At 62.5% G+C, this 20,457-nt stretch carries 18 protein-coding genes; 5 read left to right on the plus strand and 13 right to left on the minus strand.

The window, feature by feature from the left end:
• Positions 1-15 precede the first annotated feature (15 nt).
• From FW796_RS19950 to FW796_RS19980, 7 genes are all read right to left on the minus strand, one after another.
• A complete protein-coding gene (locus FW796_RS19950) occupies positions 16-3,603 on the minus strand; it encodes a tetratricopeptide repeat protein (RefSeq protein WP_446439867.1) in 3,588 nt (1,195 codons plus the stop codon).
• The gene (locus tag FW796_RS19955; RefSeq protein ID WP_446439868.1) at positions 3,581-6,391 is read right to left on the minus strand and encodes a bifunctional glycoside hydrolase 114/ polysaccharide deacetylase family protein; all 2,811 of its coding nucleotides are present in this window, start codon (positions 6,389-6,391) and stop codon (positions 3,581-3,583) included. The genes FW796_RS19950 and FW796_RS19955 overlap by 23 nt, the downstream gene beginning before the upstream one ends.
• Positions 6,392-6,471: 80 nt before the next feature.
• Positions 6,472-7,404, minus strand: a complete 933-nt coding sequence (locus tag FW796_RS19960) for an NAD-dependent epimerase/dehydratase family protein (RefSeq protein WP_346632975.1) — start codon at positions 7,402-7,404, stop codon at positions 6,472-6,474.
• Positions 7,405-7,755: 351 nt separating this feature from the next.
• A complete protein-coding gene (locus FW796_RS19965) occupies positions 7,756-8,814 on the minus strand; it encodes a sensor histidine kinase (protein ID WP_446439869.1) in 1,059 nt (352 codons plus the stop codon).
• Between the two features lie 9 nt (positions 8,815-8,823).
• Positions 8,824-10,284 carry an ATPase domain-containing protein gene (locus tag FW796_RS19970; RefSeq protein ID WP_346632973.1) on the minus strand — a complete coding sequence of 487 codons (1,461 nt, stop codon included), beginning with the start codon at positions 10,282-10,284 and terminating at the stop codon, positions 8,824-8,826.
• Positions 10,281-10,715, minus strand: coding sequence for a hypothetical protein (locus tag FW796_RS19975; RefSeq protein ID WP_404936822.1), 435 nt, complete (start codon positions 10,713-10,715; stop codon positions 10,281-10,283). The genes FW796_RS19970 and FW796_RS19975 overlap by 4 nt, the downstream gene beginning before the upstream one ends.
• 88 nt (positions 10,716-10,803) lie before the next feature.
• Positions 10,804-11,004, minus strand: coding sequence for a hypothetical protein (locus FW796_RS19980; protein WP_232642140.1), 201 nt, complete (start codon positions 11,002-11,004; stop codon positions 10,804-10,806).
• Positions 11,005-11,434: 430 nt separating this feature from the next.
• Here FW796_RS19980 and FW796_RS19985 point away from each other — a divergent pair, with 430 nt between their 5' ends.
• Together FW796_RS19985 and FW796_RS19990 are read left to right on the plus strand one after the other, a co-directional pair.
• Complete coding sequence (locus FW796_RS19985; protein ID WP_346632971.1) at positions 11,435-12,982, plus strand: cryptochrome/photolyase family protein; 1,548 nt, start codon at positions 11,435-11,437, stop codon at positions 12,980-12,982.
• Positions 12,979-13,122, plus strand: a complete 144-nt coding sequence (locus tag FW796_RS19990) for a DUF2256 domain-containing protein (protein ID WP_080774193.1) — start codon at positions 12,979-12,981, stop codon at positions 13,120-13,122. The genes FW796_RS19985 and FW796_RS19990 overlap by 4 nt, the downstream gene beginning before the upstream one ends.
• 14 nt (positions 13,123-13,136) lie before the next feature.
• Here FW796_RS19990 and FW796_RS19995 read toward each other — a convergent pair whose 3' ends face one another.
• Complete coding sequence (locus tag FW796_RS19995; protein WP_404936821.1) at positions 13,137-13,478, minus strand: hypothetical protein; 342 nt, start codon at positions 13,476-13,478, stop codon at positions 13,137-13,139.
• Between the two features lie 216 nt (positions 13,479-13,694).
• Between FW796_RS19995 and FW796_RS20000 the strand changes: the two genes are divergently transcribed.
• Positions 13,695-13,955 (plus strand): hypothetical protein, encoded by a 261-nt coding sequence (locus FW796_RS20000; protein ID WP_346632969.1) that lies wholly within the window; start codon positions 13,695-13,697, stop codon positions 13,953-13,955.
• 9 nt (positions 13,956-13,964) lie between these two features.
• On the opposite strand, the gene FW796_RS20005 is transcribed toward FW796_RS20000, so the two are convergent.
• Positions 13,965-14,408: a nuclear transport factor 2 family protein gene (locus tag FW796_RS20005; RefSeq protein ID WP_346632968.1), complete on the minus strand. Its 444-nt coding sequence runs from the start codon at positions 14,406-14,408 to the stop codon at positions 13,965-13,967.
• A gap of 138 nt (positions 14,409-14,546) precedes the next feature.
• Here FW796_RS20005 and FW796_RS20010 point away from each other — a divergent pair, with 138 nt between their 5' ends.
• The gene (locus tag FW796_RS20010) at positions 14,547-15,167 is read left to right on the plus strand and encodes a TetR/AcrR family transcriptional regulator (protein WP_346632967.1); all 621 of its coding nucleotides are present in this window, start codon (positions 14,547-14,549) and stop codon (positions 15,165-15,167) included.
• Positions 15,164-16,627: a glycosyltransferase family 9 protein gene (locus FW796_RS20015; RefSeq protein WP_446439870.1), complete on the plus strand. Its 1,464-nt coding sequence runs from the start codon at positions 15,164-15,166 to the stop codon at positions 16,625-16,627. The genes FW796_RS20010 and FW796_RS20015 overlap by 4 nt, the downstream gene beginning before the upstream one ends.
• Before the next feature lie 25 nt (positions 16,628-16,652).
• Here the strand turns inward: FW796_RS20015 and FW796_RS20020 are convergent, their stop codons facing one another.
• From FW796_RS20020 to FW796_RS20035, 4 genes are read right to left on the minus strand one after another with little or no spacing between them, the layout of a single operon-like run.
• Positions 16,653-17,447, minus strand: a complete 795-nt coding sequence (locus tag FW796_RS20020) for a glycosyltransferase (protein WP_446439871.1) — start codon at positions 17,445-17,447, stop codon at positions 16,653-16,655.
• Positions 17,444-18,580, minus strand: coding sequence for a hypothetical protein (locus FW796_RS20025; protein WP_446439872.1), 1,137 nt, complete (start codon positions 18,578-18,580; stop codon positions 17,444-17,446). The genes FW796_RS20020 and FW796_RS20025 overlap by 4 nt, the downstream gene beginning before the upstream one ends.
• A 2-nt stretch (positions 18,581-18,582) precedes the next feature.
• The gene (locus FW796_RS20030) at positions 18,583-19,428 is read right to left on the minus strand and encodes a histidinol-phosphatase (RefSeq protein ID WP_446439873.1); all 846 of its coding nucleotides are present in this window, start codon (positions 19,426-19,428) and stop codon (positions 18,583-18,585) included.
• A complete protein-coding gene (locus FW796_RS20035) occupies positions 19,425-20,453 on the minus strand; it encodes a radical SAM protein (protein ID WP_446439874.1) in 1,029 nt (342 codons plus the stop codon). Before FW796_RS20035 ends, FW796_RS20030 begins: the two co-directional genes overlap by 4 nt.
• Positions 20,454-20,457 lie beyond the last annotated feature (4 nt).

Raw genomic sequence — 20,457 nt, forward strand, 5'->3', positions numbered from 1 at the left:
CTTTTAATTCCATGATCAGCGTCCGAAACGCACGCTGTAGCTGACACCTGCGGTGCCGCCGGACTGGCCAGTTCCGCCTTGAGGCGCCGACTGGTAGCCGAAGGTCACTGCCAATTCGTCATCCCCTATGACCTCGGTGCCGATACCGGTACTGATGGCGTAGTTGATGGTGTTGTCGGTCCACTGCCAGCCGGAGCTGACGTCCACCAGCCAGGTGTACTGCCCACGTGTGCGGTTCAGTGCCCCCGGGAAGCCACGGCGCCACGAACTGCCAAAGAACAGTTGGCCGTAGCGTTTCTGCAGCAGGGTCTGGCTGTTGATCTGGTTCGGATTGTCGAGTTCGGCCCCGATCAGGTCGATGCCTCCGCCCAGGGTATTGGCCAGGTTGGGCAGCGAGCGGTTGTTCAGGCTGTTTTGCTGGTAGTCGATACCGCTGCGCAATTCCCAGTTCGGCCCCTCGAACTGCAAGGTGTGGTCGAACTCGATCTTCAACGCCTGGCCACTGCCCAGGTCGTCGCCACTGCGGGTCGAGAACCAGCGCTGGGCCAGGCTCCAGGACAACTGGTCACGGGCCGAATAGCGATGCCGGCCGCCGACCCAGACATCATCCTGTCGGCCGAAGGTGCGCATGTATCCGCTGTCCTCGTTCTTGCGATGCCAGTCGGCGCCGACGTCCAGTTCGTTGCCGCTGGCCACCTGCCAGGTGCGGCTGGCGCCCAGGCCGTTGCGGTCATCGTCCTTGCGCAGGCTGCTGTCGAAGATCAGCTTGTAGTTGCCGTTCTCCAGTTGCCGCTGCAAGGTCAATTCGGTGTTGGTCTCATTGCCCAGGCGCGATTCATCGAGGACATCGCCACTGTATCGGCCCTGCTCCAGTACCAGCTTGGCGTACCAGTTGTCGTTCAAGTAACGCGCCGCGGTGAGGCGTGGGCCGTTGAACACCAGTCCGCCGTAGTCCTGGCGGTCCCAGGCGATTTGCACACCCTGGGGCGTACGCTCGGTCAGCTCGATGGCCTGGCGCCGCAATTGCTCACGGAGCGCCGCTGGCTGGTCCTCGCCCAGCGCCGACAGGTCCACGGCCAGTGCTTCGCCACTGCGCCCCAAGCTGTTCAGGGCCTCGGCCTGCTGCGCCGGGTCCAGATCGCCGCTGGCCACCAGTCGTTCCAGGGCCTGGCGGTTGTTGCCGCGCAGGGCTTCCTGGATCTGCTCGTAGCGACTGATTTTCAGGCCGCGGGCGCGAGCCCAGGCCAGCCATTCATCCTTCTGCGCCGACTGATTGATGTCGTCCAGGCGTGCCAGCATCTGGTCGAACCACAGCTGCAGCATCGGCTTGGAGCCGTCCTGCCATTGCATCGCCTTGTTCTGCGCCTTGCGCGACGAGTAGCTGCTGGCCACCAGGCGCAGCCAGGTCGCATAGCCCTGGGGCGTGGCGCGGATCTGTTCAGGCGTCACTTCGCGATTGAGCTTGAGCCGCAAGCGCTGGGCCGAGTCGGCATAACCTGCGCCTTCCAGGGCATCGGCGTAGGCTGCCTGGACCATCCAGTCCTGAGGGTTGGCCTGCAGGTAGAGGCGGTACCAGGCCAGGGCCTCGGTATTGCGCCCGAGCAACTGACTGGCCGCGGCAAACGGCAGCCACAGGGTGCTGTCACCACGGGCCAGGGAGCGCCATTGCTGCAACAGCGGCTTGAGCTCGCCGGTGCGACCCAGGTCGACATACAGCCACATCAGGCGTTCGCGGAAGGTGTTGTCATCCGGGAAGCGGCTCAAGCCCAGGCGATACAGGCGCAGGGCCTCGTCGGTGTGGCCCTGCTGCACCGCCAGTGCACCGCGGGCGGCCAGGACCTGGGAGCGGTCGGAGGCATCCGGGTACTGATCGGCTTCCTTGAGCAGGTCGACCACCAGTGGCCAGTCCTGAAGTTCCTGGGCCAATTGCAGGGCCGCAATCAGGCGCTGCGGATTGTGCTCCCGGCGCCAGCTGTCGACGGTCAACTGCAAGGCCTTGCGCGGATCGCGGACGCGATAGAGAGCGATCAATTCACTCTCGTCACCGCTATTGAGCGAGCCCTTGATGGCCAGCATCTTCTCCAGTGCCAGTTGCAGTTCATCGTCCAACTCCAGGTCCCAGGCCAGGGCGGCACGGGACTGCCAGTAGTTGAGGTCGTCAATCTTGTTGCCGTCGACTGCGGTGATCACCTTCCAGGCCGACTGGCTGTCAAACAGCTTGAGGTGGTTGTTGGCCCAGTCCACCCGCTCGGTGCTGGTCAACGGATAAAGGCCGGAGAAGCGCTTCCAGACCACCAGCCGCTCCGGGTACTGCTCGGTGTTTTCCAGGTTCTGCAACAGGCGGACCCAGGCCAGACGGTGTTTCGGGTATTTGGCGACATAGCGGCGCAGCCACTTTTCCCCCTGCTCGGGCGTGCCCCGGGATTCTTCGGCGTACACCAGGGCATCGAGCTCGATATTGCTCAGGGCCCGGGTCTCCATGATCCCCGCCAATAGCGGAATGCCCCGGTCGAAATCGTAGGTCTGCATCGCCAAGCGCCAGGTGTGCTCGAACTCGGCCGGGTTGTGACGCAGCTTGCTCAGGCTGATCCAGTAGCCCAGCGCCGAGGCCGAGTCGCCCTGCCATTCGGCAAGATGGGCCATCTGCTCCAGCAGCAGCGGATCATCCGGGTGCAGTTCAAGCAGTTGCGTGCCCACTGCATGCGCACCTTCGAGGTCGCCGAAGGCCAGGCGCTGCTTGAATTCCTTGGCCAGGATTTCCGGGCTGTCGGGCTGCAATTTGCGCCAGGCGCTAAAGAATTGTTCGGCCAGGTCCGGGCGGTTGTGCGCTACCGCCACATCGACGCCCTGGTCAAGCAGTGCCGGGTCCAGTTCCCCCGGCTGGGCAGCCAACTCCCGGGCCAGCAGCTCGGCGGCCTCGTCGCCGCGATCCGCGGCCACCAGGGTCTTGAAGGCTTGCTCAAGCAGCGGGCGACGGGCTTCCGGCGTCTGGCTGGCGTCGAGCAATTGCACATAGAGATCGGCGGCGCGCCCGGGTTGCTCGCTGGCCTGGTACCACTTCGCCGCCTCGGGCAGCCATTGATCGCGCTGCTTGGGATCGCGGCGCGCCAGTTCGGTATAGACATCCGCTGCCAGTCCCGGGGCCTGGGCACTCAGGGCCAGCGTCGCCAGGCGCTCGAGCTGCGGGCTGGGCAGTGTCTTGTAGTCAAAGGCCTTGAAGCGCTCGGCCAGGGCCTGCAACGCTGCGCTGTCGGTGCTGTTGTTCAATGCCAGGGCATCGAGCTGCAAGCGGTAGTAGGCCTTCAGCGCGGGATCGGGCTGTGGCCACTGCGCCAGGTGCTTTTCCGCTCTCGAGTAATCGCCCAGCTGAATCAGCAGGTCGAGCAATTGGGTGCGCAACTCGTTGTTGTCCGGGTGGGCCGCCAGCAGCACCTCGGCATAGCTGGCGGACACTTCGTCCGGTTGGCCGCCCTTGGGACGGAACGCATCTTCGTTGCGATAGGTCGCCCACAGCAGCACGCCGACGACAATCGCCACCAGCAGCAATGCCCAGGGATTGAGCAGCCGCGCGCGTGGGGCCTTAGTTGCAGAAGAGTTGGGCATCACTCACCTGCTTCATGGGAAGTTGGAAATGCCACAGGCCCTGCTCGGACTTGCCGGCATAACGTTGGCCCTGGACCTCGACCCGACAGGCGCTGGCCGAGCGCACCGAAAACTCCAGGTTGAATTGACCGGCAAAAGAGAACGTCACCTGTCGGTCGCTCACATAACGCCAGTCCCGCAGGGGAATGTTCGCCAGCTCCAGTGCCGGACGTGGATCACGCTCAGGGCGCAGGGCCAGCAGCGCATGATCGCGGCTCAAGGCCACATAACGCCCCTGGGGCAGATCGCGGACCCCCGCTACACCCTGGGAACGGCCAAGGTCCGGCCAGCCCAGCGCCGGGTCCAGGCGCAGGGTGCGCAAGCCGTCCATGCCGCGAACCTGCCAGTCACCGTTGACGGTGCGGGCCAGGCTGGCCTGGTACAGACCATGGACCCGATCGAGGTAGTCGCTCATCCACAAGGACATGGGCTGCTGGCCACGCATGAACTGGTAAATGTCGGTCATGGCCTTGATCGACGCCTGTTTGGTCCCCGAATAGAAGTGGTAGTACAGGTGAATGCCCCGCAGGCGCCGTGGGCTGTCGGTCAGCTCGAAGGTGTCGATCACATCGCGAAAGCCGTAATACGGACCTTTCCAGAGGTTGGTGTACATGTTCTCGTTGATCACCGGTGCGTAGTACTGCAAGCCGCCTTCGGTGGGACGCAACAAGGGGTACAGGCCGGTCAGCGACGAATTGGCCTTGGTCAGGATGGTCTGCCCGCCGTTGACGTTTTTCAGTCCGGCGTCGTAGGCCAGCTTGATGGTCTCGGCGCTGGGCAGCGCATCCCCCGGCCAGAAGACCAGCTTCACCGGTTTTTGTGCGGTGGTCAGGCGGCTATTGATGTAGTCCCGCGAGCCAAGGATCTCGCGCTTGTAATCCAGGTTCTTGTACCCCGGGATATTCAGGCGCAGACCGTATTCGGCGTGGAAATCCTCGTCCTTCTTGGCCTTCTCCGGCTGCATGTAGAACGGGTGACTGTAAGTGTGGGTGGCCACCTCGACCTTGGGGTCGGCAAAGATCTCCTGGGCGATCGGCTCCAGTTCCCTGGCGAGGAACGGCGACATGCCCTTGGGGCCGATTTCCCCTTCGATGATCGACACCGAGGTCAGGTACGGGTTGGGACGAATGTAGTCATCCAGCACCTGGCGCCCGGAATACGGGGTGCCGCGCACTTCGGCATGGGAGGGAAAGCCATCGCCGTCGATATGCACGGTGGCGATCCGCCGGCCGTTCTCGGTGGTGGTGTCCGGGCGCGGTTGCGCCGGCAGACGCAGGGCCTTCTGGATAAAGGCGAAGGGGTCGAGAATCCAGCGGCTGCGCTCGACGTTGGCCTCCACCACATAAGGTGCCAGGGCCATGCCGCCCCAGCTGCCGATGGCCACGGGGGCGTACTTGCCGCCCTTGTCATCCCCCAGCAACAGCGCCGGTTTCGGCCCATCGGGCAGCAGCGTCACTCGGGTCAATTCACGGGTACGGGCCACCACCGGTGCTTCGAAGCCACCGATCAGCGACTTGTCCTGGCTCAGCACGTGCAGTGCTCCACGGCCCCCCGGCGCCGCGAGGTTCAACCCCAGGCGCTTGAGTAATGCGCGATCCTCGATCGGCAGCCCGGCCATGATGGCCAGCGGCACCTGTTCGTCCAGGCGCTGGCCAAGCCAGCTATTAAAGGCACGACTGTCCTGGGGCGGGCCGCTGGTCATCCACAGCACCACCCCGGCGTAGAGGCCGGCGAAGCTGTAGGACGGCAGACTGTCATCGGCCGGCAGGTAGTCGACCCGATAACCCAGGTATTCCAGCAGGCCGCCCAGCATCCGGTGTCCGGCGTGATCGTAGAGTTCGCCCTCACGCGGGTCGTAGAGCATGGCGATGCGGCGCGGCTGCACTTCCACGGTGCTCATGCTGATGGCATTGAGGTCCGGGGTGGTGACCACCGGGATAAAGCCTTCCTGACTCAATTGGCGCACCAGCTTGCGCGCCTCTTCACGACGGTTGGGCGGCAAGTAGTCGATGGCCACCAACGGAATGTTTTTCGCACGCAGCGGCTTGAGCTCGCCTTCGAGCCAGTTGCGATCGGACTCGGAAACCGGGCGATAACGCTTGGCCGAGGCGTCCCAGCCGGCGTGGATCGATTCCACGGCCACGGCCGAGGCGACACCATCGAGCTCGCCCAACACCTCGAACCCCCGGTTGAAGAACAGCTTGAGGTTCGGCTGGCGGCTGTGCAGTTCCCGCAGGAACGAGGCCAGAGCCTGGCGTTGCGGTTCGCGATTGGCTTCGGGGAGCAACTGAAAACTGTCCAGGGTGTCGAGGAACAGACCGGCATAACCCTGGTCCTGCAACGCCTTGGCACGCTTGAACAGGTGTTCGCGCCAGGCCGGTGTGGCGATATCCATCACCTGGCTGTTCCACGCCTTGTTGCGGGTGGCGCTGGCCCCCTTGCTCAAGGCTTCCTTGTCCAGTGCAGCGCGGTCACCGTCGAACTCACCCACCGACAGGTAGGCGAACGGCTGGCTGCCCAGCTTGCGCAAAGTGGCGACATCCCCGGGGGCCATATGGCCGGGTTCGACCACCGCCCATTCGAACTGCGCCAGCTCCGGCAGCGGCGGTTGCTCGGCGTACCAGAAGCCGACGCTGGCGGGAGCTGCCGGTGCGGCCTGCACCAGCGAATTCGTGGCACACAAGGCTAATGCAGTAAACAGACGCCGTACCACTGTGCAGACACTCCCCCGGCGAAACTCCATGTCCATAACTCACTCTTCAAGTAGATCAATCCGCACAACATCAAACTCTCAAGCGCCCTCAAGCGGGCCCCCGCAAGACCAGGAAGCTAAAGACTGCGGTAGAGCCGGGCCAGGCCTTCGGTCAGGCTGGTTGGCGTCCCCAGGTCGAAGCGCTCCAGCAAACGCCGGTTGTCAGCCTTCGAATGACGGATATCGCCGGAACGGGCCGCCCCATGGCTCACGTTCAGTGGTTGGCCGCTGATCTGTTCCAGCGCGGCAATCAGGTCGTTGAGCGAAGTCACGCCACTGAGGCCGACGTTGGTGGCATCCACTGCAGGTGTCGGGCGTTCGAGGCCCTGGACCAGGATCTTCACCAGATCCTCGACATAGACAAAGTCGCGGGTTTGACCGCCGTCACCGAACACGGTGATGGGGCGTGCGCTCTTGGCCCGTTCGCTGAAGATGCTGATCACGCCGGAGTACGGCGACGATGGGTCCTGGCGCGGGCCGAAGATATTGAAAAAGCGCAGGATGACCGGCTCCAGGCCATGCTGACGACGGTAGAAATCCAGGTAGTACTCGCTGGCGAGCTTGTCCGCCGCATAGGGCGTAAGGGGAGACTTGGGCGTGTCTTCGTGTATCGGGGTGCCCTCCCCGTTATTGCCATAAACCGCCGCACTGGACGCAAACACGACTCGGCGGATACCGGCAGCGACCATGGCCTCGCACACTCGCAGTGTGCCGATGAAGTTGCTCTGGTGAGTACGCACCGGGTCTTCGACCGAAGCCTGGACCGATGCAACAGCTGCCAAATGCACCACCGCACCACAGCCCTGCATGGCTTCCGCCAGGGTCGCGGCCTCGGCGACATCGCCGACCACAAGCTCCAGCGCCGCATTGTCCATCGGCAAATTGCTGACCTTTCCGGTAGAAAGGTCATCCAGAACCCGGACCCCATAGCCTTTGGCCAATAGCGCATCGACCAGGTGGGAACCGATAAAGCCCGCGCCCCCTGTCACCAGTATCCGTTCAGTAGACATAGATCATCCCGAAGAAAAATATCGCTGCTGCGCCGTTTGAAGCTAGCACACCCACTGAATACGCCATGGCTATCAGCCCCTATGGCCAGTATTTCCCTGGGTACTTGCTCTCTTTCAAAGGCTAAACCGCCTTTTTGGCAGAACTTTCGAAACGCTGACGTCAAAAAAACATCAATAGAATCAAGCGCTCAGGGCCGGGATACTGGGATAAAAATGCCATTGCGTCAATATTGCGTCGATTTATTATTTTTTCAGTTACACGGCCAAAAATAGGCCAATATATTGACGACTTGAGGTTTCAAGGCTCTGGATCAAGGCGATCAGCCCTGAGGGTGATGGCCCAGGGGATCATCACAACGGGTTGGGGGGGGAAATTAAATCACTCACCAGGGGCAGAATCACCACGAAGCGACTGCCTTTGCCACTGCCTTCGCTCATGCCTGTCACCGTTCCGTCATGGGCTTCAACCAGTTCGCGCACCACCGTCAGGCCGATACCCAGGCCGGCGCCATTGAATCCGATCGCATGGGCGTCCTGAATGAAGGGTTCGAAGATAAACGGCAGGGCTTTGGCAGAAATGCCAATACCGTTATCGCAAACCGTCATGTGCACGACGTCGCCCTGAGTGCTGACCGTCAGCGTCACCTGCCCCTCTGCCGGGGTGTATTTGGCAGCGTTGCCCAACAGGTTGCCGAGGATCTGTTTGAGGCGCACCGGATCACCGTCGACCGGCAACGGGTCATCCGGTCGCTGGGCACTGAAGTGCAGATGCCGTGCATTCATCACCGGTCTACAGGTCTCGATGGCGTCATCGACAACCTGCCTCAGGTCCACCACACGGCGATCCAGATGCAGCTTGCCGGTGCTGACCCGGGAGACATCCAGCAGATCATCCACAAGCCGCGACATATGCTGCACCTGGCCTTCGATCAATGCCTGCATTCGCGGCAGTTCTTCACTGGGGACCCGGGCCAGGCGCCCGGCAATCATGCTGATGGGGGTGAGCGGATGGCGCAGTTCGTGGGCCACCAGCACAAGGATGTGCCGCTGTTGCTCCAGCAGTTGCTCCAGCAGTTGCTCGGCGGTGGCCTGCAGGTGTTGCGCGCTGAGCGCTGCAATCACCAACTGTTCATTGGCTTCGCGCATCTCCAGGTTCAACGGGTGCTCTTGCTGGGTACGCAAGGCTTCCTGCGCGTTGGATTGCGCCAGCAGGATTGCCTGCACCAGTTGCTGATTGGCCTCGATCAACTGCTCGATGTACTGGTTATCGACGAGCCGGGTGCTGGCTTCACCCAATTCATTTTGCAACGACGCCAGTACCGCGCGCGCCTGGACGATCTTCTGTCCGAGGAGGAACAGTTCGCGTGCCGCCGTGGCGGCCTGGTCAGTCTTGCCATTGACCTCGTCCATTTTTTTTACTCACACCTCACCTTTGTCCAAGTATTTGCGGGTGGGACGGCCGCCGAGCAGGCCTTCCTGATCAGGCAGCATTTCGCCGATCTGCAAGCCGTCATCATCAATGCGGTACAGGCGCAGCTCATCCGAATGAGCGCTGGCCCGCACCTTGACCACCGCCATGATGCGCTGCAAACGGCTTTCCACTTCGATGTAGCGCTGGACGATGATGGCATCGGTGAGAAACGCCGTACCGTAGGGGCTGAAGCGTAGGTCGGTATAGCGATCTTCCAACTCCGAGGTCATCAGCACGGTGATACCGGCGCTGGTCAGCGCGGTGACCATCCGAGCCAGTGACTCACGAAAATCCTCGCGAAAGGTCGGCGCCAGGGCCAGTTCGAAACCGGACAGTGAGTCCACCACCACCCGGGTCGCCTTGATCCGGGTGATCTCGGTCAGCAGTAGATGGACTATTTCATCGATCGACAAATCAGCGGCCCGGCTGTCCACCAGGCCAACCTGGCCACTCTGGATCAAGGCGGCCAGGGTGGGGTTTTGTGAGTGGTTGGGCCGTTGCTCGAACACCGCAATCACGCCGGTTTCACCGTTGCGCGCGCCTTCGGCGAGGAAGGTGGCCGCCAGAATGCTCTTGCCCGAGCCCGACGGCCCGGCAACCAGCAGCGAATAGCCCTGCGGCAGTCCGCCACCGAGCATGTCGTCAAGGCGCGCAACCCCCATCTTCAGGCGTTTGATGGGGAACTCCAGTGGCGTTTCAACGACGCTGGTGGCCGCCGGTGCAAAGACCCGGACTCCCGAGGTGGCGATGCGAAAGGTGTGCAGCCCCGGCAGCGTCGGCTGGCCGCGCATCTTCATGATTTCCATCTTGCGCACCATGGAGTTGCGCTGAACGCTCTGGCGCAACCAGATCAAGCCGTCGGCAACGGTGAACACCGGGTTGGTGTCGGTTTCATTGAAGTATTCACCGATAAGGAAGGTGGTCGCCTGCCACGTGGTCATCAACATACCCAACTGCTGGACGAACAGCGGCAGATTATTGTTGGGGTTGTCCTGGGTCTGGCTTGCAAGCACCACCGAACGGAAGGAATCGACGAACACCAACCCCGGCGAGTGAGCCTGGACCTCGCTGACGATGCGCCGTAGCACCTCATTGAGGTCGCCGGCCTGGGTGTCGTCGGCCAGGTTGATGTAGTGAATCGACTGGTTGATCGCTGCGCTATCGAAAAAATCGAACTGTTGCTGATACCGGAGCATCTTCAGCGGCGGCTCCCCGAGCACCGTAAAGAACAGCGCCGGACGCTCCGGCGTCGCCAGGGCAAACATCATCTGGTGAGCCAAGGTGGTCTTGCCGCAGCCCGGCGGGCCGGCGATCAGGTTGAACGAAAACTCCGGCAATCCTCCGCCCAGCACCTCGTCCAGTCCTGGCACGCCAGTGGCCAAGCGGTTGATCGTGACTTTGCTGCTCATGGCGTATGTTCCTGCGAGGGGGGATCGCTCAAGAAAGGCTCCCACACGCCACTCAGCAAGCGTGCAGTGAGCGAGGGACCAATCAGCGTGGTCAGCAATTCGTAGAAGGTGGTGAGCATCACTTCACCGAAAAACAGCGCCTCGGCCGGGCTTTGCTCAATGAGTACCGACTTCAGGGCCGCCAGGTTCAACTCACCCTGGAGCCCGTCATAGAGGCCGGCCAGGCGCGGTTGCGCCGAGGTACACAGATGAAGACTGCGGCAGTAAAGAGCAGCAAGCCCCTGTTCGCCGATGATCGGCGTAAGGGCGCTGCTCATACCCTGCAAGGTCGAGACAATCGCCTGGGCGATGCTGGCAATGTCAGCCTGAGGGCCAACACTTCGCGCCAGAGAAGCTACGATCTGGCGGCTCTCTTCGCTTAGCGTGGACATGATGGGCTGATAGTGGGTGGGAAGAGTTCGATAGTACACCCTATATCCGCGTATAGAAGCGCTATTGGCTGCGGCCCCGTTCCGGCCCTTACAAACAGGGCTCCGAGGCCCGACTTTCGAGAAACAGCGTCCAGGCCTCATAAGCCTGTTGGTGCCTGCGGGTTGCGTTCGCCCACTCAGGCCCGCAGGCCTGTCGTGCGGAAACCAGCATCATCATGCTCGTCGTTGCGGCATCCAGCTCAAGTAGCAGCTTGTACGCTTCAAGCCGGAAATCGTCGTCGGATTTCATGGTTTTTCCCTGGTGGCGACCCATCTGCACGAAGAAATCTTGTCCCTTCTGCCGTTGAGTGCCTGCAAAACCACTAGTTCAAATCGATGCTGTTCGGGGATCCGGCGCCAACGGCAGCAGCTGCAGATCCCTCACTGCCATCACCGACACTCTCAACGTCCTGGTTGAGTAAGCCGGAGCCGACTCCAGCGGCGGCCTCACCCTGGAGAATTTCCAGCAGGAAATCGCTCAAAAACCTGTACAAAACAAGACTTCATGTACAAATATAAATCATGAATTTTTGACTGTTAGAGCAAGGAGCCAGACCGGCTGTGGCATCTGTCTGCGTGAGAAACACAATGAGCGATTCCCTGAACACGAACGTCCTGAGCGATGGCCTGACGCCGGCCGAAAGCGGCCAGCTGTTTGCCTGTGATGGCGAGCGTCTGCCGTGGTAGCCGTCTCCTCTGCCGGCCGGCTGGGCCTGGTGCTCGGCGACCAGTTGTCGTTCGACCTGGCAATGTTCGAGGCGCTGGACCCAGCCTGCGACGCCCTGCTGATGGCCGAGGTCGACAGCGAAGCGCGTTATGTCCGTCATCATCCGCAGAAAATCGTGCTGGTCTTCAGTGCCATGCGCCACTTCGCCGAGCGCCTGCGCGAGCAAGGCTGGCGGGTGATCTACGTGAAGCTGGACGATCCCGACAACAGCGGCAGTCTCCCGGGCGAGCTGCGGCGCTGGCAGGCCGCCCTTGGCGTGGATCAGGTGCATGTCACTGAGTGCGGCGAATGGCGGCTCGAACAGGCGCTGCGCGATTGCGGCCTGCCCATGACCTGGCATGTGGACCGACGTTTCCTCTGCTCACGGGAGCAGTTCCGCCACTGGGCCGCCGCTCGCCCGTCGTTGCGCATGGAGTTCTTTTACCGCGAGATGCGCAAGCAAAGCCGCCTGTTGCTGGAACCCGATGGCCGCCCCTGCGGCGGCACCTGGAATCTCGACGCCGACAACCGCAAGGCCCTGCCCCGCGGCCTGCGCGGGCCCTTTCAGGCCCGCTTCGGCCACGACCGGATCACCCGCGAGGTGCTGCAGCTGGTGGGCCAACGCTTCAGCGATCACTACGGCGACGTGGAGCATTTCGACTATCCGGTGACTCACGAGCAGGCACAGGAACTCTGGCAGCATTTCCTCGACTTCTCCCTGGCCGCCTTCGGCGATTACCAGGACGCCATGGCCGAGGGCGAGCCCTTTCTGTTCCACGCGCGCATCAGTGCGGCGCTGAATATCGGGCTGCTGGATGTGCGCCTGCTGTGCCGTGATGTCGAGCGCGCGTACCGCGAGAAACGGGTTGCCCTGAATGCGGCGGAAGGGTTTATCCGCCAGCTGATCGGCTGGCGCGAATATGTGCGGGGGATCTACTGGCTGCGCATGCCTGAATACGCCGAACTCAACGGTTTGGGCAATACCCGGGCGCTGCCGGAGTTCTATTGGAGTGGCGCCACCGACATGCGCTGCATGTCCCAGGTCATCGGGCAGACCCTGGAACTGGGCTATGCCCACCATATCCAGCGGCTGATGGTCACCGGCAACTTCGCGCTGCTGGCCGGGATTGCGCCCAAAGCCATCTGCGACTGGTACCTGGCGGTCTACCTGGATGCGTTTGATTGGGTCGAACTGCCCAATACCCTGGGCATGGTGATGCACGCCGACGGCGGCTACCTGGGCTCCAAGCCCTACTGCGCCAGCGGTCGCTACATCCAGCGGATGTCCGATTACTGCGGCGGCTGCCGCTACCGGGTGGACCAGGCCACCGGCAACGATGCCTGCCCGTTCAACGCCCTGTACTGGCACTTCCTGATGCGTCACGAAACACAACTGGGCGGCAATCCACGCTTGGCCATCAGCTATCGCAACCTGCAGCGCATGGACGAGCCACGCCGGGAAGCCATCTGGCAACGCGGCGAGGAGCTGCTGGCGCGTCTGGATGCAGGGCAAGCCCTATGAAGAAATCCGAACTGCCAAGAAAGGACTGCGCCGCGTGCGGCCGGCCCTTCACTTGGCGAAAACGCTGGGCCCGTTGCTGGGACCAGGTGCGTTGGTGTTCCGAACGCTGTCGGCGGACCGCCCGCGCCAGGACGCAATGAGCCTCAGGGGCGGATTACAGACAGTCTTGTGCGGTCTGTTCGAAGCTCGACGGGGCGAAGCTGGAGGCCAGCAAATGCCGCTCATAGAGGAATACCTTGCCACCATTGGGCGCCTTATAAGCCTCCAGCACGTTGTCCGCTGCGACTTTGCTGGTGACCACGATCCGGTAGCCGCGCTGTGATTGCGAGACGCTGGCCGTCTGGGCGCGGCTCTGCAGTTTGGGGACCACACATTCGGCGTATTCGGCCGGGGTCTTGTGGGTCTGCATTACCAGGGTCGGGTCGTTCGGTGCAGTTGCGCAGCCGGCCAGCAGCAAGGAGGCCAGGGTCATGGCGGGAATCAATGGAAGGCGCATCGGTGAAGTCCTGAAATAAAGCCGGGTTCGGTGCGCAAGGGGTCGGCGTCACGGGCGCCGCCCTTGCGATCATGGTTTTTCGTCGGGGGCAATTGTCCATGCTTATCGACCCGGGCAGAACTTGTGTTGCTTGATTGTCACTATTGCTTGAACCAATAGTTGTGCCCCGTGCAGACTGGCTGACAGCCGAACTACAACTAAAAAAAGGATTTGCATGTGAGAACTTTTGATCTGATCCGTGATGCCGTCCTGCCGGAATTTCGCGAGCGGGTGGCCGACTATCTGGTCGAGTATGAAAGTGTATTGCGTGACAACAGCACAGAACCGCAGACGCTGCAGGCGGTTGCCTACCAACTGCGCGGCTATTTGCGCGGTCTGAACACCACTCGGGTGCTGGGAATGGCTGACTGGGAAGAGCTGGACCGGCGGGTGGTGGCGTCCTGGCTGACTCTGGACGCCGGTGAAACCCTCGAATAACCCGGGTTCTCAGGGTGCCGGCGGCGCACCCTTGCTGGCAGCGAGGTAGGCGGACAAACGCTTGCCCATTTCCTCTCCCAGGGCTTGCAACCCGCTCATGGGCCGCACCATGACCTCGAATTCGACAATCTTGCCGCTCTCGTCAAAGCGGATCATGTCGATGCCCTTGACCTGTTTGTCGCCGACTCGCGCGCTGAACTCCAACACCACGTTCAGGCCATCGGCGCTGGCCAGTTCACGGTGATAGGCGAACGCCTCGAAAACATTGAGCACCGTGCCAAGGATGGTCGCCACGACCTGGGCCCCCGGGTAGGCGGTATGGGCCATGGGCGAACGAAACACCACCTTGGAGTCCAGCAGTTCGGGCAAGTCACCCAGGTCTTGCCCGGCGACCATGGCGTGCCAGCGTTGCAAGGATACGGCGGCCTGGGGTTGCAGTTTCAGTTCTGACATAGGGGGGCTTCCTTGAGTGGTCTTGTTGTTGTGGCGCCCAGGCTACGAGCCAATCTTAGCGCCGTCAAGATCATTGATCATGATAAGATTCCGACGTTTTTTTGCCTTCCAGTCGAAGCCATTCAGGGCCTCCCAGACATGACCAAGCACTCCTCACGCTCCCGGGATTCCTACCACGTGGGCAATCTGGCACCGCAACTGCTCGATGCGGCCCGGGACATGCTCGAGGAAGTAGGCCCGACCAAGCTGTCGCTGCGGGCTGTTTCCGAGCGAGTCGGGGTCAGTGCCACCGCGGCCTATCACCATTACGCCAATCGCGCGGAGCTCATCGGTCACTTGGCGGCTCAAGGCTTTCACGAATTGGCCCAGGTGTTGCCCCGAGACAGTACCCAGAGCGGCCTGCAGAAATTGCGCGATGCCTGCCTGGCCTACTTCAGCTTTGCCCGCGCCAACCCGGCGCTGTACCAGCTGATGTTCGGCCCCGAGTTCGCCAACGGCCAGATGCCTCCAACATTGCTCGATGCCCGCAACCAGGCCTTTGGCGAACTGCGACGGATCATTGCGCAGATCCTCGAACTGGACATCGAACACCCCGAGGTCCGCCGGGCCGCCCTCGCCGGCTGGTCCTATACCCACGGCCTGGCATCACTGGTGATCCATGGCGTCCTGCACTTTCCTGCCGGCACCTCGGACCAGCGCTTCGTCGACAGCACCCTGCAAGGCTTCCTGCAACTGTTCCAGGCCGGTAACCGGACATGAAGAAGGCCATCGCCCGCTGTCTGTTCCGAGCGCTGGCGGATCGCCGGCCTGGATCGGTAACGCCCGCTGCCGGCCTGCACATAGTGGTCCCCCGGTGGGATGCCAAACTGGGCGATTCAATCGTCTCCTCGTTCTTCTTTCGCGAGGCGCGCAAGCTCAATGCCCGGATCACCGTGTTGACGGTGCCGGAGCTTGCGCCCTTGCACGTACAGGACTTTGGCGTGGATCGCGTCATAGTCACCCAGGCCAATCCCGGGCTGGTGGAGCTGTGCAAGATTGCCGGGCAATTGGGCCAGGTGGATGTAGTGGTCCATCTGGTGGGCCGGATTCAGCCGGCAGAAATCGTCTTTCTGCGGTTACTGCGGCCGTCGCGGGTCTACTCCTTCGATGACGAGCTGCGCTGCGTCAATCGCAAGTTCGGCGCCGCGACCCTGGGCCTGAGCTACGCCCAGTGCCTGGAGCGCGTGCTTCTGGATCTGGGAGCACGCGCGGTCGAGTCTCGGTACATCGTCCCGCTTCCCAAGCACTTCCAACCACCCGCCGCGCCGCAGATCCTGTTCAACCCCTATGGAAGCCGGGCGGACAAGAGCCTGTCCCAGGCCCAGTCGCTGGCACTGCTGCGCGCCATGGCCGATGTCTGCCCCGACAAGTCCCTGGGGATTCTCTGCAGCCCCGCCACCCGCGCAGACGCCGCGCAACTGGCGGCCGCCGTGGCCCGGAACAATGTGCATGCCCTCGAGGACCTGGCCACGCCCAGAGACGCTGCAGGGTACCTGCAACGCGCCCAGGTGGTGATCAGTGTCGATACCGCGATCGTGCACATGGCCGTCGGGCTGGGGACCCGGCTGATTGCCATTTACCCGGCCATGGGGGCCGAACACAATCCGTGGTTGCCACCGCCCGCGTCTTCCACCCTGGTGGTCTACAGCCAACAGGACGTAGCGCAGTACCGACGTACAGGCAGGAAGGACATGAACCGGTTTGCCATCCAGGAGGTGGTCGATGGCCTGCACAGGCTACTGGCCGACGCGCTTGATCCCGGCCCGCAACTCGTGCTCCAGGCTCGCATTGTTTCCGGCCTGGGGGTGGCCACCGGCACCCTGGCCCGTCAGCTGCCGCTGCTCAGCCGGGATTTTCCGGAAGTCGGCAGTTGCCACCCCGGAACCATCAACCTGGAGCTGCAACGCCCGCTGGTGATCAGTGCGCCCGATCACCGCAGCGCGCCCCTCGCCTGGACGCCCAGCGGTCGAACCACTGAAGTGTTCGACCTGCTGCGCATCGAGTTGCAGCTCGATCAACGCCCCCTGCGCATTCCTGCCTGGCTGTATATCGCCCACGGTTCTCCCCACCGGCAGACGCCGACCATCCATGAAGTGATAGCCCAACGCCTGGATCTGTCCGGTGTCTCCAGCTGTCGCGTCCACCTGCGCGCCAGTGCCGTGGCTGCGCTCGAGGCGTGAGCCCTGTCGCAGGCCCGTAACGGCATTACTGCTCGCAGCTCTGGATCAGCCGCTCGGTCTCCTCCAGCCAGTAGCCGGAATCGGGCTCGATATGCAGGAACAACCTGGCCAGTAACGTGCCGCCGGCCAGGAACTGCGCCACCGTCTCGATACGCTGGGCGGTGCGCTTGAAGTAGGTGTTGTAGAGCTTGAGCAGGGCCACGTCGGCCAGCAGGAAGTCGGCGACCGGCAAATCCTGGCGGTGCATCACCTCGCAGCTGGCGAAGTTGTACTGCGGGTGGTAGCCGGGGTCGACCACGGCGGGGGCAATGGGCACCAGCTCTTTGCTCCGGCGCTGCACGATGTCCTTGATGCCTCCCGGATTGCCCCAGTGATGAGTGCCGCCCGCCAAGGCGGCAGTCAGGGCCTCGGCCAGCAGCGCATTGCCCGGCTGTGAGGCGAACAGGCTTTCGCTGTACCAGTGCAGCCCGGGGCTGAGTCCATCCGGAAACAGGATGGGGGTTGGGTCACGCAGGAAGATACTGTCGGCATCGACCCAGGCACCGCCGTACTGGTGGACGTAGGCCATGCGGATCAGGTCGCTCTTGGCGACGATGGCCTCGATGCCCGCTGCCAAAGTGAAGGCCAGGGGCTCGAAGCCCCATGCCTTGCCGAGAATCTGTGGGTCAATGAGCCTGGCCGCCGTGGCGGGGGTCAGCAGCAGGAAGGCGTCGCCCAGTGCCCGCCGGATCGAAACCAGCCCCAGTGCAACGTAGGGCGGCATCGATTGTCCCGGGGCCGTCTCCCAGTAGCTCACATAGCGCACGGCACCGGAGTTCATCGGCGCACCGCCATGCCATTGGGGCTGAGCAACCCGGCTTCGGCCAGGTACTGCTTGAGCAGCGCCAGGGACGGCGCGCACTCGTCCTGCGCGAGGAACTCGTTGCCCAGGGCCGACTTGTACAGGCGCAGCCAATTGTCCATGGGCACCCTGGGCAGGAACCCAGCGAGGGCCTGCCGATTACTGGCGCAAAACAGCAAGCGCAACGTCCGCAGGATCGGTTGGTAACCGGCTTCGGACAGCAGTGCGGCCAGGGTCCCGTCCAATGCCTGCTTGATCACCACATGATTGAGCCGCTCTTCAATCGTGGCGTCCGCCAGGGCGACCCGTGGATCGATGGCCACCGGGTAGATCGCCTGGAACGACTTGGCGCCGTTGCACAGGGACTCGTACAGCACCTTGTCTGCCGTCGAACCGGTGACCAGCACATCGTCGCCAAAAATCACATGCACCCCGCTCCAGCGATAGAAATTCGCAGCGGGAATGACATGGTCCTGGACCAGATTCACCCGCTCACGCTCCTCGGTACTCAGGCTGGCGTAATTCTCGCAAGGCGGCGCAATCCGCGGGAGCTTGACGTTGATGATCGTCGGCAGCCCCATGTGCGCCAGCTTGACGTTGATCTCCTCCACCACCAGGTCGTACAGCACGTTTGCGGTGGACGGCACATTGCGCCAGCCGGTGGTCATCATCACCACGTTGTCGCCGCTCGCCTTGGCGCTGCGAAACAGCCGCGCCCAATGGGATTGGGGTTGGTCCAGTTGCTCGCACAAGTGCTCGATCAACCGCCACGCCAAGTAGCGGATGTCCTGCATGCTGCCGTACTTGGCCCGGCTGTAGGCCTGTACCAGAGGGGTGGCATCGGCGCCGCTGGCCATGTCGCGGAACGAACCCGGAGCGCCCGGCGACAGGCAGTTCAAGGCGTGGCCACCCAACACCGACACGTACTCCGGCATGTCGATCAGGTTGCGGGACAACAGGTCCGCGGCGAATGCTCGCAAGCCCAGCTTGACGTCCTGGGGACGGCACTGTGCCGACGCCTGACGGAACCGGCGCAACTGCAGATCGACAGGCAGAGCGTTCAGGGTGCTCCATTGAGCCTCGGTCCAGGTATCGGACAGGGTCGTCTCCATAGTCAGACCTCTCCCTTCATGTTGATGGCCATGGCGTCCCCAAGGGGCACGTCGATGCGCCGACGGTGCTGGAAATAGCTGATGCGCTGCAGCCCCAGGGGTTGCAGTGCGTGCAACAGTTCGCGGATGCCCTCACCAGCATCCCGAGGATCGTGGGCATCGGAGCCGACAGTGAAGGCCACGTCGTGTGCGATCAATTGCGGCAACAACAACCGTGACGGGTAGGACCACAGCCCCTGCAGCTCGCACCCCGACTCAGGGTCCAGGCTCGATTTGCGCAGCCCCGAAGCATTCAATTCATAGGCCACGCCGTTGCGCGCAAAAAGCCCCAGCAGCGGTTCCAGTCGGCGCAGCACAACCTCCTCGGGCACGCCCCGCAGCAAGGTGTCGGCATGCCCCACGGCATCGAACAGGCCGCTGTCCAGCAGCGCCTCCAGATCGGCGAAATAACGATCGAGGAACGCCTGACCGGCCAGCCGGGGCAGTTCCCAGACCTTGACCATGGGCTCGCCGGGCACTTCGACGTAATGGATCGAACCTATGGCGAAGTCCAGTTCGTAGCGGTCCAGCAGTTCACGGTTGTAGACGTCGGAACCGGGCATGTAGTCGAACTCCAGGCCACGCAGGATCTGGATCTGCCCCTGATAGCTCTGTTGCGCCTGGAGGATATCGGCGAAATAACGGTCGAGTTCGGACAGCCGCAGGCGGTTGTCGCGGTCGACGGTAAAGGGTGCGTGATCGGTGATGGTGAGGATGCTCACCCCGGCCTTGATCGAGGCGCGAACCAGTTCATCCACCGTGCCGACGGCGTGCTTGGAATAGAAAGTGTGGCTGTGGGAATCGATCATGCGGGCACCAGTTGTTCGAGCAGGCCATCGTGGTTCGCCAGTTCCTTGACCAGCCAATAGGGATTGTTGGCCTTGGCCAGGATCGACTGCATCGGTTCCATCTTGTCGAAGCGTGCCAGCAGGTCGGCCAGGGGCTGGGTATACAGGGTGCGCACCAGTGGTGTTTCCCGCACATGGGCGGCCAGTTGCTCCCAGCACACGCGGTCAAAATGCAGGTTGCCCAGGCGCTGGTTCTCGATGCCGTAGAGATAGACATCGCCATTGGGCTTGACGGTGACATCCATGCCGTTGCTCAGCGGTGGCTGGTTCAGACTACCGAAGGTGAAACGCTTGTTGATCTTGGCCTCGATGGCCTCGATGTAGTCGTGCAGGTTCAGATAACCCGGCGCAGTGTCCGCTGCCGGGTGTACCAGATTCTTGTAGTCGATGCCGAAGCGCCCGTCTGCCGTGACCAGTACATCCTCAAGAGCGTTGCGCGCCTCGATACTGCCGTGGATGCCCCACTGGGCCAGTTCGCTCAGCAGGTAGTCCCGGGTGAACTGGCGATCGGTGTCAATGGAGCGAAACGAAAACCCCAGGCCGGCCGGGCGCTGCTTGCGCAGGTAATCCAGGCTGAGGCCGTGGGCGCGCCATTTGACTTTCTCGATATGGTGGCTGTCGGCACTCAAGCGGATATTGCAGGTATCGCCGTTGCCCACCACGATGCGATTGGTGGTCTCGTAGAAGTCGAGCATCTTGTCGTGGGGAAAAAAACCACTGGTGATGAACTCGAAGCTCCTGCCGCCCTGGGACAACCCGAGGATCTCGTGGAACACCTTGGCGTTGTTCAGAGGCTCGCCTTCGCCGCTGATGGAAATCCGTTTCACGGCGGGGGCATTGATCAGGGCCGCGAGGTTCTCCCGGGCCAGGGTCGAGAGTTCCATGCTCATGCCCGACTTGTGCTTGTCGGCGTACATGCAGAACGCACAGCCGATGCCACAGATCTGGGTGATGTCGATGTACAGCAGATGTCCTTGGAGGTCCATGCCT

Source organism: Pseudomonas sp. 910_21 (genome assembly GCF_052850735.1).